This window comes from Pantoea eucalypti (genome assembly GCF_009646115.1).
In the GTDB taxonomy this organism is placed as follows: Bacteria; Pseudomonadota; Gammaproteobacteria; order Enterobacterales; family Enterobacteriaceae; genus Pantoea; species Pantoea eucalypti.
The window spans coordinates 1,700,491-1,715,368 of record NZ_CP045720.1; the positions used below are offsets into that span (position 1 = coordinate 1,700,491).

At 55.6% G+C, this 14,878-nt stretch carries 10 protein-coding genes; 9 read left to right on the plus strand and 1 reads right to left on the minus strand.

Annotated features, from left to right (window positions below):
- Positions 1-32 precede the first annotated feature (32 nt).
- The 9 genes from EE896_RS07840 (at position 33) to EE896_RS07880 (ending at position 9,080) form a co-directional block, all read left to right on the plus strand.
- Positions 33-1,361, plus strand: a complete 1,329-nt coding sequence (locus EE896_RS07840; protein WP_140915403.1) for a FliC/FljB family flagellin — start codon at positions 33-35, stop codon at positions 1,359-1,361.
- Positions 1,362-1,616: 255 nt separating this feature from the next.
- Entirely contained in the window at positions 1,617-2,585 is a 969-nt protein-coding gene (locus EE896_RS07845; protein WP_140033307.1) for an HNH endonuclease signature motif containing protein, read from the plus strand.
- 144 nt (positions 2,586-2,729) lie between these two features.
- On the plus strand, positions 2,730-3,452 hold the full coding sequence (locus tag EE896_RS07850) for an RNA polymerase sigma factor FliA (protein ID WP_003854529.1): 723 nt from the start codon (positions 2,730-2,732) through the stop codon (positions 3,450-3,452).
- A 50-nt stretch (positions 3,453-3,502) separates the two neighbouring features.
- Positions 3,503-4,006, plus strand: coding sequence for a flagella biosynthesis regulatory protein FliZ (gene fliZ / locus EE896_RS07855; RefSeq protein ID WP_008926851.1), 504 nt, complete (start codon positions 3,503-3,505; stop codon positions 4,004-4,006).
- Positions 4,007-4,223: 217 nt separating this feature from the next.
- Positions 4,224-5,210, plus strand: a complete 987-nt coding sequence (locus tag EE896_RS07860; protein ID WP_039660002.1) for a D-cysteine desulfhydrase — start codon at positions 4,224-4,226, stop codon at positions 5,208-5,210.
- A gap of 113 nt (positions 5,211-5,323) precedes the next feature.
- On the plus strand, positions 5,324-6,124 hold the full coding sequence (tcyJ, locus tag EE896_RS07865) for a cystine ABC transporter substrate-binding protein (RefSeq protein ID WP_033743520.1): 801 nt from the start codon (positions 5,324-5,326) through the stop codon (positions 6,122-6,124).
- Positions 6,124-6,792, plus strand: coding sequence for a cystine ABC transporter permease (gene tcyL / locus EE896_RS07870; RefSeq protein ID WP_003854540.1), 669 nt, complete (start codon positions 6,124-6,126; stop codon positions 6,790-6,792). Before tcyJ ends, tcyL begins: the two co-directional genes overlap by 1 nt.
- Complete coding sequence (gene tcyN, locus EE896_RS07875; protein WP_003854542.1) at positions 6,789-7,541, plus strand: L-cystine ABC transporter ATP-binding protein TcyN; 753 nt, start codon at positions 6,789-6,791, stop codon at positions 7,539-7,541. Before tcyL ends, tcyN begins: the two co-directional genes overlap by 4 nt.
- Positions 7,542-8,003: 462 nt before the next feature.
- Positions 8,004-9,080 carry an acyltransferase family protein gene (locus EE896_RS07880; RefSeq protein ID WP_008926847.1) on the plus strand — a complete coding sequence of 359 codons (1,077 nt, stop codon included), beginning with the start codon at positions 8,004-8,006 and terminating at the stop codon, positions 9,078-9,080.
- 1,776 nt (positions 9,081-10,856) lie between these two features.
- On the opposite strand, the gene putA is transcribed toward EE896_RS07880, so the two are convergent.
- Positions 10,857-14,804, minus strand: a complete 3,948-nt coding sequence (gene putA, locus EE896_RS07885) for a trifunctional transcriptional regulator/proline dehydrogenase/L-glutamate gamma-semialdehyde dehydrogenase (protein WP_140915498.1) — start codon at positions 14,802-14,804, stop codon at positions 10,857-10,859.
- Positions 14,805-14,878 lie beyond the last annotated feature (74 nt).

Consider the following 14,878-nt stretch of genomic DNA (forward strand, 5'->3'; position numbering starts at 1 on the left):
ACCGAAAGACTTGATTAACAGGAAAATTCATCATGGCCCAAGTCATTAATACCAACAGCCTCTCGCTGATCACTCAGAACAACATCAACAAGAACCAGTCAGCTCTGTCTACTTCAATGGAGCGTCTGTCTTCTGGTTTACGTATCAACAGCGCGAAAGATGACGCTGCTGGTCAGGCAATTGCCAACCGTTTTACCTCTAACATCAAGGGCCTGACTCAGGCTGCCCGTAACGCCAACGACGGTATCTCTGCTGCGCAGACTACTGAAGGCGCGCTGTCAGAAATCAACAACAACTTACAGCGTGTTCGTGAGCTGACTGTACAGTCTCAGAACGGCACCAACTCTGATTCTGACCTGTCTTCAATCCAGGATGAAATCAAATCACGTCTGAGCGAAATCGACCGCGTATCGGGTCAGACTCAGTTCAACGGCGTGAACGTCCTGGCAAAAGACGGCAAAATGTCTATCCAGGTCGGCGCTAACGATGGTCAGACTATCGACATCGACCTGAAGAAAATCGATTCTTCAACTCTGGGTCTTAGCGGTTTCTCTGTGTCCAAAAATGCTTTGAGTGTTGGTGCATCTATCACATCTGTAGCCGACTCTACTTCTGGTGTTCAAACTGCTGTTAACCTGTCAGATGTTGCTAAAACACTGAATGTTGATGCAAGTACACTTTCATTACATCAGATTACAGGCCAAAACGAATACGTTGTTCAATCAGGTAATGACTCATATTCAGTTTCCGTAGGTGATGGAAGTGTAACCGCTGGTGATGCTGGTAAAGTTGAACTTAATACTACTGATGTGAAATACGGCGACGCTGCAAATGGCATTGGCACAGACGGCGCTACCCAATCAGGTCAGTTGATCAAAGTGGGTGCAAAAGCTGATGGTACTGCTGTGGGCTTTGTTACTATTCAGGGCAAAAACTACCAAGCGGGTACCACCGGTTCAGACGTACTGGTTAACTCCAAAAACTCGGCTGCCCCAACTACCACTACAGGTACTGCTGGTATCCAGTTAAGTTCAAATGCTGCTGGTACTATCACAGCATCTGCTCAGTTCGCTGGTGCCTCAAGCGCTGATCCACTGGCACTGCTGGACAAAGCTATTGCATCTGTTGATAGCTTCCGTTCAAGTCTGGGTGCGGTGCAGAACCGTCTGAACTCAGCTGTAACTAACCTGAACAACACCACGACTAACCTGTCTGCAGCACAGTCTCGTATTCAGGATGCTGACTACGCAACTGAAGTTTCCAACATGTCTAAAGCGCAGATCGTGCAGCAGGCTGGTAACTCCGTGCTGGGCAAAGCGAACCAGGTTCCACAGCAGGTTCTGTCTCTGCTGCAGGGCTAATCGCTCTAAAGTCCGATATAAAACCCTGCTTCGGCGGGGTTTTTTTGTTTTATTAAGCTATGGCGGCACTGTTCCGGTGAATGCCAGAATTGATAGCTAAACGGCGGTTATCCGGGGCCACTTTCCCCGCGATCTGAATTGTCTGCTTAGCCTCTCTCCCTTAAAACCGCCCAACCCCGTTACAGTTCCCCCCACGCCTGCCGATAACTCTCTACAGAACAACATCAATTTTGATTTTCACTTTGTGGAGTGTCTATGCGCTTCAATTACGACCTGTTACCGGGCGAGCGGCTGACCTTCGACGAGATCGCCCGGCGTTATGCTTTGCAATACCCTGATGAGAAAGAGCTGACAGCCCGCGCGTTACTCAGTCCCTCAACGGGCCTGCGCACGCTAAAAATTCGTGCGGTGTTTGCACAGGAGGAGAGTAACAGTCCGCTGGAGGACCTGCTGTTCATCTCCCATGACAACGAGCGAAAAAATTACCTGCGTCGTTTTGAGCACTATCTGAAGCAGAATCTCTCTTTCCTCTACTTCCGTCGCAGCGACAACGAGAAGCGCGAAAACCTGTGGAAAGTGATGGGCAGCAGTCAGGTTTTCGCGATGATCGATCCGCAATCCGCCACGGCACAAAACCTGCTGAACAGTCGCGGCTATAAACTGGTGCTGATGCATCAGGATGATGATGACGCTTACTGGCAGCTCTTCAGTCCCCAGGCCGATCCCTGTTTTCCGCAGTCGCAGCGCATTCAGTTCATCGTGGTGCTGAGCACGCCGCAGCACAAAGTTCCTGCGGCGGTCATGCCGGGTACTGAAGTCGGACGTCGAGTTAAAGCGCGGGTGCTGCAGCGTGCCAGTCAGGCGGAATTCAGCGCCGGTGTCAAAGCGCGCTACGGTGCCTGTGTAATGACCGGGACCGAACTGACCGACCGGCATAACTGGCCGTGGGTGGAAGCCTGCCATATCGATACCCAGGAAGGCGATGACGGCGTTCTGGCAGATAACAGCATCGACAATGGCCTGTTTTTACGCAGCGATTTACAGCGATTATTTATTAACCGACTGATTAGCATAAATGGTGAGTCGGGAGAGATTCAGGTGCACCCTGGCGAGGAGGCGCGGCAGCATATCGCGCCCTGGTATCAGGAGCTGGATGGTCGCGTCTGTAGCCTGTGGGCTGCCGTACCACCCGCCACGCGGCAACGGCTTCGCGCCCGTCGTTAATTTCTATTGATGGGTGCAGAACGATCTGCACCCTGACTTAACAAAAATGAAATAGCCTCGTTTTACCCCGCCTATTCAGTCAATCGAAAACGCTACAGAATTGCATAATCATGCCGATAACTTCATTAACGCAGGGTAGTCAACGTGAACGATTTCTATACCGCCGAAGGCGTGATGGACAAGCATTCGCTCTGGCAGCGCTACGTGCCGCTGGTGCGTCATGAAGCGTTGCGTCTGCAGGTTCGCCTGCCGGCAAGTGTTGAGCTTGACGACTTGCTGCAGGCAGGTGGGATAGGGCTGTTAAATGCCGTAGAGCGCTACGACGCGCTTCAGGGTACAGCCTTTACCACCTACGCCGTGCAGCGTATTCGTGGCGCAATGCTCGATGAGCTTCGCAGTCGGGACTGGGCACCACGCAGCGTGCGTCGTAACGCACGTGAGGTGGCTGGCGCAATGCACAGAGTTGAACAGTCGCTGGGACGTTCTGCTTCCGAGCAGGAAGTCGCGCAGCAGCTGAACGTTTCAATGGAGGAGTACCGGCAGATCCTGCTGGACACCAACAACAGTCAACTTTTCTCCTACGACGAGTATCGGGAAGAGCACGGCGACAGCGCGGAGCTGGTGACGGAAGGCCATGAAGAAGCCAATCCACTTCACCAGTTGCTTGAAGGGAGTCTGCGTGAGCGCGTCATTGAAGCGATCGAAGCGTTACCCGATCGTGAAAAGATGGTGCTGACACTGTACTACCAGGAAGAACTGAACCTGAAAGAGATTGGTGCGGTGCTTGATGTGGGTGAATCCCGTGTCAGCCAGCTGCACAGTCAGGCGATTAAACGCCTGCGGGCCCGACTTGCGGGAGCGCGCTAGCAGTATCAGTTCCTGGCGATTCAAAATTATAAGAAACCGGGGACTCAGTAATGGGAGCCAAGACCAAAGCCAGACCGTTAAGTCGTTATCTTAAAGACTATAAACACAGCCAGAGCAATTGTTCACACTGTGGCAAGGTATTAGATCGAATGGCGCTCGTTTTTCGTGGCCAGATCATCAATAAAGAGGCCATCGCTCGGATGGACCAGATGATTGATGAACAGCTGTGGCTGAAACTTCAGCCCGAGCTGACCGCGCTTTGTCGTTTTTGTAGTGATATTTTTTGCAATACCCATCCTAATTACTTCGACATTATGGCGTTTAAACAGTATCTGTTTGAACAGACAGAGATGAGCCCGAGCACGATTCGTGAGTATGTGGTGCGTCTCCGTCGACTGGATGAGATGCTGAAAGCCAAAAATTTCCCGGCCGAAAAGCTTAAAGGAAATAGCTGGCATCAGTGTCTGGAAAGCGATTTGCCCGATGCCGGTAATAACAATTACCGCATTGCGCTGCGCAAGTACGATCAGTTCTTAGGCTGGCAGCAGGCGTAAGCCTGATCTGCACCGATTGTTCCCCCGCGTGCCTGTGGCACAATCCTCTTTTCCCGCCAGTCGGGAAAAAGGGGCGGGGGAGCACGGCGCTTCTTCCTCCTGGTTTTTTCCCTGCACTTCCGTCACACCGCATCTGCTGACACCTGAATCAGGGTGATCCTTTTCGCATCTTCTGCAACACTGTAAGGATAATTCCCGTGCCCAAACGGAGGCCGCATTGTCTTTGCATTTGTTACACCAATTTCCTCGTCTTGAACTGCTGGGCGCACCGACGCCGTTAGAACATCTGCCACGGCTTTCTGATTATCTGGGGCGCGATATTTTCATCAAACGCGATGACTTCACGCCTGTCGCGATGGGTGGCAACAAGCTGCGCAAGCTGGAATTTCTGGCGGCCGATGCCCTGCGTGAAGGTGCCGATGTGTTACTGACTGCGGGCGCTATTCAGTCCAACCATGTGCGTCAGACGGCGGCAGTCGCTGCCCGGCTTGGCCTGAAGTGCGTAGCGCTGCTGGAAAACCCGATCGGTACACACGCTGAAAACTACCTGAGCAACGGCAACCGTCTGTTACTGGATCTGATGGATGCTGAAGTGATCATGGTGGATGCGCTGCACAATCCCACCGAACAGCTGGCTGAAGAGGCAACCCGGCTGGAAGCGCAGGGCTTTCGTCCTTACATCGTGCCGGTCGGCGGCTCAAATGCGCTGGGTGCACTAGGCTATGTGGAGTGTGCACAGGAGATCGCGCATCAGAGCGAAGGCGTGGTTGATTTCGCCGCCGTGATCGTTGCTTCCGGTAGTGCTGGCACCCATGCCGGACTGGCGGTAGGACTGGAGCATCTGCTGCCGGAAACCGAGCTGGTGGGCGTCACCGTTTCACGTCAGGTTGACGCGCAGCTGCCGCTGGTTGAGCGGCTGCGTCAGTCGCTGGCAGAGAAGCTGGAAGTACAGGTTAAGGCACCGATCACCCTGTGGGATGACTATTTTGCGCCACGCTACGGCGAGCCGAATGATGAAGGCATGGCGGCAGTAAAACTGCTGGCGCAGCTGGAAGGGATACTGCTGGATCCGGTTTATACCGGCAAGGCGATGGCCGGACTGCTGGATGGCATCAGCCAGAATCGTTTCCGCCGTGAAGGTCCGTTGCTGTTTATTCATACGGGCGGGGCACCGGCGTTATTTGCTTATCATCCTTCAGTCTGAGACAAGCGAATAAAACAGTTTATACTCCGTGCGTTATCATTTTGAACAGGCAGCGATACGCGGTGCTGCCCTTATAAGAACACACACACAATACTGTCAATAATGGGGTGAATATGTCCTTTTCTCGTGCAGGTCGTCAGATGGTGATGGGCGTTATGGCTGTGGCGCTGATTGCAGGCGTCAACGTTAAAACCTTTGCAGCGGAAAACCTGCTGAACAAAATTAAAGAGCGCGGCACGCTGCTGGTGGGACTGGAAGGCACTTATCCGCCATTCAGCTTTCAGGATGAAAAGGGCAAGCTGACTGGCTTTGAAGTGGAATTCGCGGAACAGCTGGCGCAGCACATGGGCGTCAAAGCGAGCCTTAAACCCACCAAGTGGGATGGCATGCTGGCGTCACTCGACGCGAAGCGCATAGATGTGGTGATCAATCAGGTCACTATCTCTGATGAGCGCAAGAAGAAGTATGACTTCTCTACGCCATACACAGTCTCCGGTATTCAGGCACTGACCATGAAAGCCAACGCCAGCACCATCACCAAACCGGCTGATCTGGCCGGTAAGAAAGTGGGCGTGGGTCTGGGCACTAACTACGAGCAGTGGCTGCGCGAGAATGTGAAGGGCGTGGACATCCGTACCTATGATGATGACCCGACCAAATATCAGGATCTGCGTTCTGGCCGTCTGAATGCGATTCTGGTTGACCGTCTGGCCGCGCTGGATCTGGTGAAGAAAACCGGTGACACCATGGCCGTCGCGGGCGATGCGTTCTCCCGTCAGGAATCGGGCGTGGCGATGCGTAAAGGTAACGACGATCTGCTGAAAGCGGTCAACCAGGCTATTGCTGATATGCAGAAAGATGGCTCGCTGAGCAAGCTGTCTCAGAAATGGTTTGGCGCGGATGTGACGAAATAATGCAGGAAAGTCTTCAACTGGTGCTGGATTCAGCACCTTTTTTATTAAAGGGCGCGCTGTTTACGCTGCAGCTCAGCATCGGCGGGATGTTCTTTGGTCTGCTGCTGGGCTTTATTCTGGCGCTGATGCGTCTGTCACGCTTCTGGCCGGTTCGCTGGCTGGCGCGGATCTATGTCTCGATTTTCCGTGGCACGCCGTTAATCGCCCAGCTTTTTATGATCTATTACGGCCTGCCGCAGTTTGGCATTGAACTGGATCCGATCCCCTCTGCGATGATTGGTCTTTCCCTGAATACCGCCGCTTACGCCTCAGAGTCACTGCGCGGCGCGATTTCATCGATTGAACGCGGTCAGTGGGAAGCGGCGGCCAGTATCGGCATGACGCGCTGGCAAACGCTGCGCCGGGTCATTCTGCCGCAGGCAGCGCGCACCGCGTTGCCACCGCTGGGCAACAGCTTTATCAGTCTGGTGAAAGATACCTCGCTGGCAGCGACCATTCAGGTGCCGGAACTGTTCCGTCAGGCGCAGTTGATCACCTCACGCACGCTGGAAGTCTTCACCATGTATCTGGCGGCCTCGCTAATCTACTGGGTGATGGCAACGGTGTTGTCTGCGTTGCAGAACCGGCTGGAACAGCATGTTAATCGTCAGGATTCGGAGTCGAAATGAGCGCCATTGAAGTCAGAAAGCTGGTGAAATCGTTTAACGGCCAGACGGTGCTCCACGACATCGACCTTGATGTTGCCGCTGGTGAAGTGGTGGCGATTATCGGCCCCAGCGGCTCAGGTAAAACCACGCTGCTGCGCAGTATTAATCTGCTGGAAGTGCCGGATAGCGGCACCATCCGCGTCGGGGAGATTACTGTCGATGCCGCGCTGGCGCAGAGCAAGCAGAAAGAGCAGGTGCGTCGTTTGCGTCAGCAGGTCGGCTTTGTCTTCCAGAACTTCAATCTGTTTCCGCACCGTTCGGTGATGGAGAACATTATTGAAGGGCCGGTCATTGTTAAAGGCGAGCCGAAAGCGGATGCAATAGCCCGTGCCCGCACTCTGCTGGAGAAGGTCGGGCTGAATGGTAAGGAGGAGAGCTATCCGCGCCGTCTGTCAGGAGGACAGCAGCAGCGCGTGGCAATTGCGCGTGCACTGGCGATGCGGCCGGAAGTCATTCTGTTCGACGAGCCGACCTCTGCGCTGGACCCGGAGCTGGTAGGCGAAGTGCTCAGCACCATTCGTGCCCTGGCCGAGGAGAAACGTACCATGGTTATCGTCACGCATGAGATGAGTTTTGCCCGCGACGTTGCGGACCGCGCCATTTTTATGGACCAGGGACGTATTGTCGAGCAGGGCGACGCGAAAGCGTTGTTCAGTAACCCTCAGCAGCCGCGAACCCGTCAGTTCCTCGATAAATTCCTTAATCAGTAATTCCACTGCCTTCTCCGGAAGGCAGTTTTATCCCTCCCGTACGCCTGTTTTAACGCAGCAATGGACTGCTTTTTCCTGAGTGTGCGGCGCAATATCATAACTATTTATTTAGCCGTTAAACCTTTTGGCACATCTGACAAATCTTTTCTTTTCATCGGATATTAAATGGCTTTTACTGATGCCACTTTCTCTTATTTGTATTTTAGCGATCATCAGGGAATATTATCGTTTTCTTTGAGTGAGGTGGCGGTAATAAGCGTATCGCTTCATCAATTAATAAGTGTAAGGAAACGTTCGGTCAGGTAAATAACTGTAGCAGCAGGGCCACTCCACGGCTTTTAAGAGTTTCGCTACATTCAACTTCGGCTCAATGGCGAATAATCGCTGGATAACCATAAAAGCAAAACTGCTTTCCTCGCTTTTACATTCCAGCATTCTGACCTACACAGCAGGAGTCATTGAATGAGCCAGACTAAGTCAGACCAGATATTATGGGTAGATACCCTTAAGGGCGCCTGCATATTGCTGGTGGTCCTGTACCACACGGTTTTACCCGGCTTTGAAGGAACCATGAAATATCTCACTGCCGGATGGATTCCTGCCGAAATATGGATACAGTTTAATACGGTATTGTCGCCGCTGCGTATGCCTGCCTTTTTCTTTGTTTCAGGATTGCTGGCGACGAATGGCATTATTAACCGGCCCTGGAAACAAGTGTTTACCAGTCGTATTACCAATCTCTTTTATCTCTATATTCTATGGGGCTTTATTCAGTGGTGGTCCATCATAGGCATCTCTACTGAAATTACCGGCCAGCGCATTTCCCAGAATCTCAATGCCGCCTATGCGGGTTCACTATTCGAGTTCCTGAAACTGACCTTTATGGCCATGAGTACGTCATGGTATTTGTATGGGCTGGGGCTCTATTTCCTCTGTGCCAAAGTTTTTCGTCAATATAAGCTGGCCCTGGTATTGGTGGCGATCCTGCTGAATTACCTCGCGGTGGAAAAAGTGATTCCGTTCTGGGGTCCCCAGAGTCTGGCCCAATATTTCCTGTTCTTCCTGTTAGGTGCGTTCTGGAGTCAGACCATGCTGCGCCTGAGTGAGTGGCGGCGCGAGAATCTGATGCCCTGGGCGCTACTGGCAGCGGTCGCGGGGATTCATGTGATTTTCGGTCTGGATAAGAGTCTGTTCCTGTGCGTACTGGCTGTGTTGTTCAGTATTGCCGCGTGCCGCTGGCTGAATCAGCATTTCAGCATGCGCTATCTCAACTGGGTTGGCCGCAATACACTGCAGATTTACGTTATCCATCGTATCTTCATCGAGTTCTTTGGTATGTCTGCGATTCTGTTCGCGCAGCGTCATCATCTGTTTGAGCAGGCGTGGTTTTCGTTTCTCTGGGCTTGCTTCTATCCGGTGGCGATAGTCGGTCTGTGTTCGCTCTGCTCGGTGGCAATCTGGTCGCTGACCAACCGCGGCGTGGGGCAGTCGCTGTTTGTATTTCCGACACTGGTTAAGCGGGCGCATGGGAGGGGATAAGAGTCGGTTTGCGGCAAGGTGTGCGGGAGCTTCCACCTGGAAGCGGGCAGGGTACGCTTTGCAGCGGGCTGACACTGAGCGGGTTACGCCCGCCAGGCGGTGGGGAGTTTCAGGTTGCCCGTGCAGGCGGACGCGTTAAGGGGCGAACGCCCGCCCCTTAACAATCCCGGCGTCCGGCAGCCTTCGCGCCCCGCGTTGCGGGGTGCCTTCGTCACGCCCTTCGGCCTGCGGACCGTACGGACGCGCCATCCGTGGCGCGTTCCGTCCTTTCGCCGACGTCCTGTCGGCTCCTCCTTGCCTCCGGTTATTCCTCAGCGCTTCGGATGCCTCTGGTAAACCCCTGCCGGTGGGGTTTTTGCCAGGTGGGGGAGGTTCAGGCCGCTGAAAGCGGGGGAAGGGCATGGCGGGTTTCGCTTTGCAGCGGGCTGACACTGAGCGGGTTACGCCCGCCAGGCGGTGGGGAGTTTCAGTTTGTCCGTGCAGGCGGACGCGTTAAGGGGCGTACGCCCGCCCCTTAACAATCCCGGCGTCCGGCAGCCTGCGCGCCCCGCGTTGCGGGGTACCTTCGTCACGCCCTGCGGCCCGCGGACCGTCCGGACGCGCCATCCGTGGCGCGTTCCGTCCTTTCGCCGACGTCCTGTCGGCTCATCCTTGCCTCCGGTTGTTCCTCAGCGCTTCGGATGCCTCTCCCAACCCCGCCTTTAATATCCTGGTTTTTATCGGACATAGCGTTGTCTGGTGGTTTGCAAACCAAAGCTAATTTTGAAAACTATCAGCGGCAATGCACCAGCATTAAAAAGAAGAGACAGCAGAGGATAGTGTGAAAAGCCATTCTTCCTGCCAGGCAGAGAGACATAGATAATCCTTCAGACTTACACCGATGAAATACCCGACACAAAAATAAGAGATATCAGCGAGGGTAGAAGGCCATTATTCCCGCCCGGCAGAGAGCCGCAGATAATCCTTCAGACTTACACCGATGAAATACCCGACACAAAAATAAGAGATATCAGCGAGGGTAGAAGGCCATTCTTCCTGCCAGGCAGAGAGCCACAGATAATCCTTCAGACTTACAGCGATGACGTACCCAACACAAAAAGAAGAGTTAAAAGCGGGGAGGGAGGCCGTCAGAGCCGCTGAGCGGATGAGGGATTTCAGGACGAGCGGCAGGGATGCCGCGAAGAGGCGGGTTCGCGCCAGGGAGGGCGCGTCCCGCCGGTCCGTGAGAAATCCGGAAGAAGCGAAGGGACCGTGAAGCGGCGGTGAAGCAGGCCGGAGCCCGGGGTCAAGGGGGCGCGGCGACTGGCGCCCCTTGTTGGTCGCCTGCAGAGGCGTAACTGAAACTCCCCAACCCGCCAGGCGAACGAAACCTTCTCAGCGCCCGTTCGCGCAGCGAACACCAGGTACATGCCAGCCCACCAGGCGAACGAAACCTTCTCAGCGCCCGTTCGCGCAGCGAACACCAGGTACAAGCCAGCCCACCAGGCGAACGAAACCTTCTCAGCGCCCGTTCGCGCAGCGAACGCCAGGTACATGCCAGCCCACCAGGCGAACGAAACCTTCTCAGCGTCGGTTCGCGCAGCGAACACCAGGTACATGCCAGCCCACCAGGCGAACGAAACCTTCTCAGCGCCCGTTCGCGCAGCGAACACCAGGTACATGCCAGCCCACCAGGCGAACGAAACTCTCTGATAGCCCGTTCGCGCAGCGAACATTAACAGCCTCAGCTCCGCTGCAAGCCCCTTCGCGCAGCGAACCCCCCCTTAAGCTTCAGCGCTACCCAATCGTCATCAGACTCGCATTACCGCCCGCCGCGGCAGTATTCACACTCAGTGAACGCTCAATTAACAGACGTTCCAGCAGCAGATTGGTCTCGCCGCGGGCGAAGCCCTGCACCGACACAATCGCGCCGTCACGCGCCGCAATTTGTTCGCACAGGGTGCGCAGCTGATCGGCATCGCCGTGATAGATCACCGCATCAAACTCCGGGGCTAATGGGTCACGCGCCAGCGTGATACGCGCTTTCACGGCGTCAGGCAGTGCCGCCCGCAGGGTGCGATGCAGCTCATCATCTGCCCACAGCGCTTTACTGCCCACGCTGGTGACCGCAGCCAGCTGGACTAACGCATCCTGCTCGTTGTCAGCCAGACAGAGCACCTGGTCACGCGGCAACAGCGAGAAAGTGTTACGTTCGCCGGTCGGGCCAGGCAACAGGCGGACCACGCCCGCCTGGGCCAGCTCGCCATAGTGCTGGCAGAGTTCAGCCAGCTCAGGCTTATCTTTAGCCCAGTTGCTGAGTGCCTGATGCGGTGCCAGTAAAGAGTGACGGAGCGTGCTGTCGGCCGGGCGCTCGGCATCCTGACGATCAAAGGTCAGACGCAGTGCGCTATCCGGGCGATGGGCCAGCAAGCGATAAAGATAGAGTGGGCCACCCGCTTTCGGACCGGTTCCGGATAAGCCTTCACCACCAAACGGCTGAACGCCGACCACGGCGCCGACCATGTTGCGGTTAACGTAAAGGTTGCCGACCCGGGCGTTCGCCGTCACCTGCGCGATGGTTTCGTCGATGCGCGTATGCACGCCCAGCGTCAGGCCATAGCCGGAGGCGTTGATCTGATTAACCAGCTGCGGCAGGTTGTTGCGGGTAAAGCGCACGACGTGCAGTACCGGCCCAAAAATCTCTTTATCCAGATCGCTAACCTGATTCAGCTCAATCAGCGTCGGTTTCACAAAGGTGCCGCTATTCCACTCTTTGCTGTCCTGCGGGTTATCCTGCACCGCCTGATACACCGTGAAGCCCTTGTTACGCATCGCCTGAATATGACGGTCGATATTGGCTTTGGCTTCGGCATCAATCACCGGGCCGATATCGGTTGAGAAGCGTTCCGGGTTGCCCATGCGGCACTCCGCCATCGCGCCACGCAGCATCTTCAGCGTATGGTCGGCGACATCTTCCTGAATACAGAGCAGACGCAGGGCAGAGCAGCGCTGTCCGGCACTGTCGAAGGCCGAGGCGACGATATCGATCACCACCTGCTCAGTCAGCGCGGAAGAGTCGACGATCATCGCATTCATCCCGCCGGTTTCCGCAATGAGCGGCACCGGACGACCATGTTGATCAAGGCGACCGGCAAGATTGCGCTGCAGCAGGGTTGCAACGGCAGTCGAGCCGGTAAACATCACGCCGCGAATCCGATCGTCTCCGGTCAGCTGTGCACCGACCGTTTCGCCCTGGCCTGGCAGCAGTTGCAGCACGCCTGGCGGCACACCCGCATCCAGCAGGATCTGAACCGCCTGCGCGGCAATCAGTGGGGTTTGCTCAGCCGGTTTTGCCAGCACGCTATTGCCAGCTGCCAGTGCAGCCGCAACCTGACCCGTGAAAATCGCCAGCGGGAAGTTCCACGGACTGATACAGACCACCGGGCCAAGTGGACGGTGCGTTTCGTTGTCGAAATCGTCCCGCACCATACCGGCGTAGTAATAGAGGAAATCAACGGCTTCACGGACTTCCGCGATAGCGTTGTTATAAGTCTTGCCCGCTTCACGCACCAGGATACCAATCAGCTGTTGCATCTGGCCTTCCATCTGCTGTGCAGCGCGTTCCAGGATCGCAGCACGCTCCTGCGGCGGCGTGGCAAACCAGATCGGTCCGCTGTTCACGGCGGCATCCAGTGCCACAGAGACCTCCTGCTCAGTAGCTTCGCGAACCTGACCGACACGGTCGCCCGGTGCGGCCGGGTTAAGGATATCGCGCAGCTCGCCTGCACCCGCTTCACCCTCTATAATCGGCTCGGCCAGACAGGGCTGTGCGGCGCTGCTCAGCAGGGCGCTGGACAGTGAGGCAAGACGATGTTCGTTGGCCATATCCAGACCCGAAGAGTTAACGCGGTTATCGCCATACAGTTCGCGCGGCAGAGGGATCTTCGGATGCGGCAGGCCAATGGCGCCTTCGCTGGCACCCAGTTTCTCGACGGCAGTCACCGGATCGGCTACCAGCTCATCGATCGGCAGCGAGGTATCAGCAATACGGTTAACAAAGGAGGTGTTGGCCCCGTTTTCTAACAGGCGACGAACCAGATAGGCCAGCAGGGTTTCATGGGTGCCCACCGGCGCATAGATACGGCAGGGACGATTAAGCTTGCCGTCCGCCACTTTGCCGACCACCTGCTCATACAGTGGTTCGCCCATGCCGTGCAGGCACTGGAACTCATACTGGCCCGGATAGTAGTTATTGCCCGCCAGTTGATAAATTGCCGCCAGAGTGTGCGCGTTGTGCGTCGCGAACTGCGGATAGATCAGGCTTGGCACCGCCAGCAGTTTGCGGGCACAGGCCAGGTAAGAGATATCGGTGTAAACCTTGCGGGTATAAACCGGGTAGCCCTCCAGGCCTTCCATCTGGGCGCGCTTGATTTCGCTGTCCCAGTACGCGCCTTTCACAAGACGGATCATCAGGCGACGGCGGCTGCGCTGTGCCAGATCAATCAGCTCATCAATGACAAACGGACAGCGTTTCATGTAGGCCTGAATCACAAACCCGATGCCGTTCCAGCCTTCCAGCTCTGGCTCGAAACAGAGTTTTTCCAGCATATCGAGTGACAGTTCCAGCCGATCGGCTTCTTCTGCGTCGATATTGATGCCGATGTCATAAGAGCGGGCCAGCAGCGTCAGTGATTTCAGAATAGGGTAGAGCTCTTCCATCACACGCTCATACTGCGCGCGGCTGTAGCGGGGATGCAGTGCGGAGAGCTTGATGGAGATGCCGGGTCCTTCATAAATGCCACGTCCATTCGACGCTTTACCAATGGCATGGATCGCCTGCTGATAAGAGAGCAGATAGGCTTTGGCATCGCCTGCAGTAAGTGCCGCTTCGCCCAGCATATCGTAAGAGTAGCGGAAACCTTTCTCTTCCAGCTTGCGGGCGTTAGCCAGCGCTTCGGCAATGGTTTCACCGGTAACGAACTGCTCACCCATCAGACGCATCGCCATATCCACGCCTTTGCGGATCAGTGGCTCGCCACCCTTACCAATAATGCGGTTAAGCGAGCTGGAGAGGTTCGACTCATTGTGGGTCGAAACCAGGCGGCCGGTAAACAGCAGGCCCCAGGTCGCTGCATTGACAAACATTGAGGAGCTGCGTCCCAGATGTGACTGCCAGTTGCCATTGCTGATTTTGTCGCGAATCAGCGCATCGCGCGTGGGCTTGTCAGGAATACGCAGCAGCGCTTCAGCCAGGCACATCAGCGCTACGCCTTCATGTGAGGAGAGAGAGAACTCCTGCAGCAGACTTTGCACCATGCCAGCGCGTCCGGTTGCCCCTTTCTGGTGCCGCAGCTTGTCGGCGAGCTGATAAGCCAGCTGATGGGTTTTCTCTGCCAGCGCTGCCGGCAAGCGGGCCTGCTCCAGCATCATGGGTACTGCATCAGTCTCCGGACGACGCCAGGCGGCGGTCACCGCTGAACGGGTCACTGACTGAGGTAAAATCTGCTCTGCGAAGTCAAGGAACGGCTGGTGCGACTCCTCTGGCTGGGTGTCATCGGACTCCGCGACCGCCAGGGCAGAAAGCGGGATCTCCGGCACGGCGGCGCCGCTTTCAAGCTGGCCCAGGTAGTTAAAGATCGCCTGTTTAATCAGCCAGTGTGGCGTGCGATCAATCCGCTGTGCAGCCAGTTTGATGCGCTCACGTGTTGCGTCATCCAGTTTTACACCCATGGTGGTTGTAGCCATGACTCCAGAGCTCCTTGTAGTGGTTCGGTACGGCGTTGGCTGCACTATCACTTAAGTTGCAACTTTGTGCAACC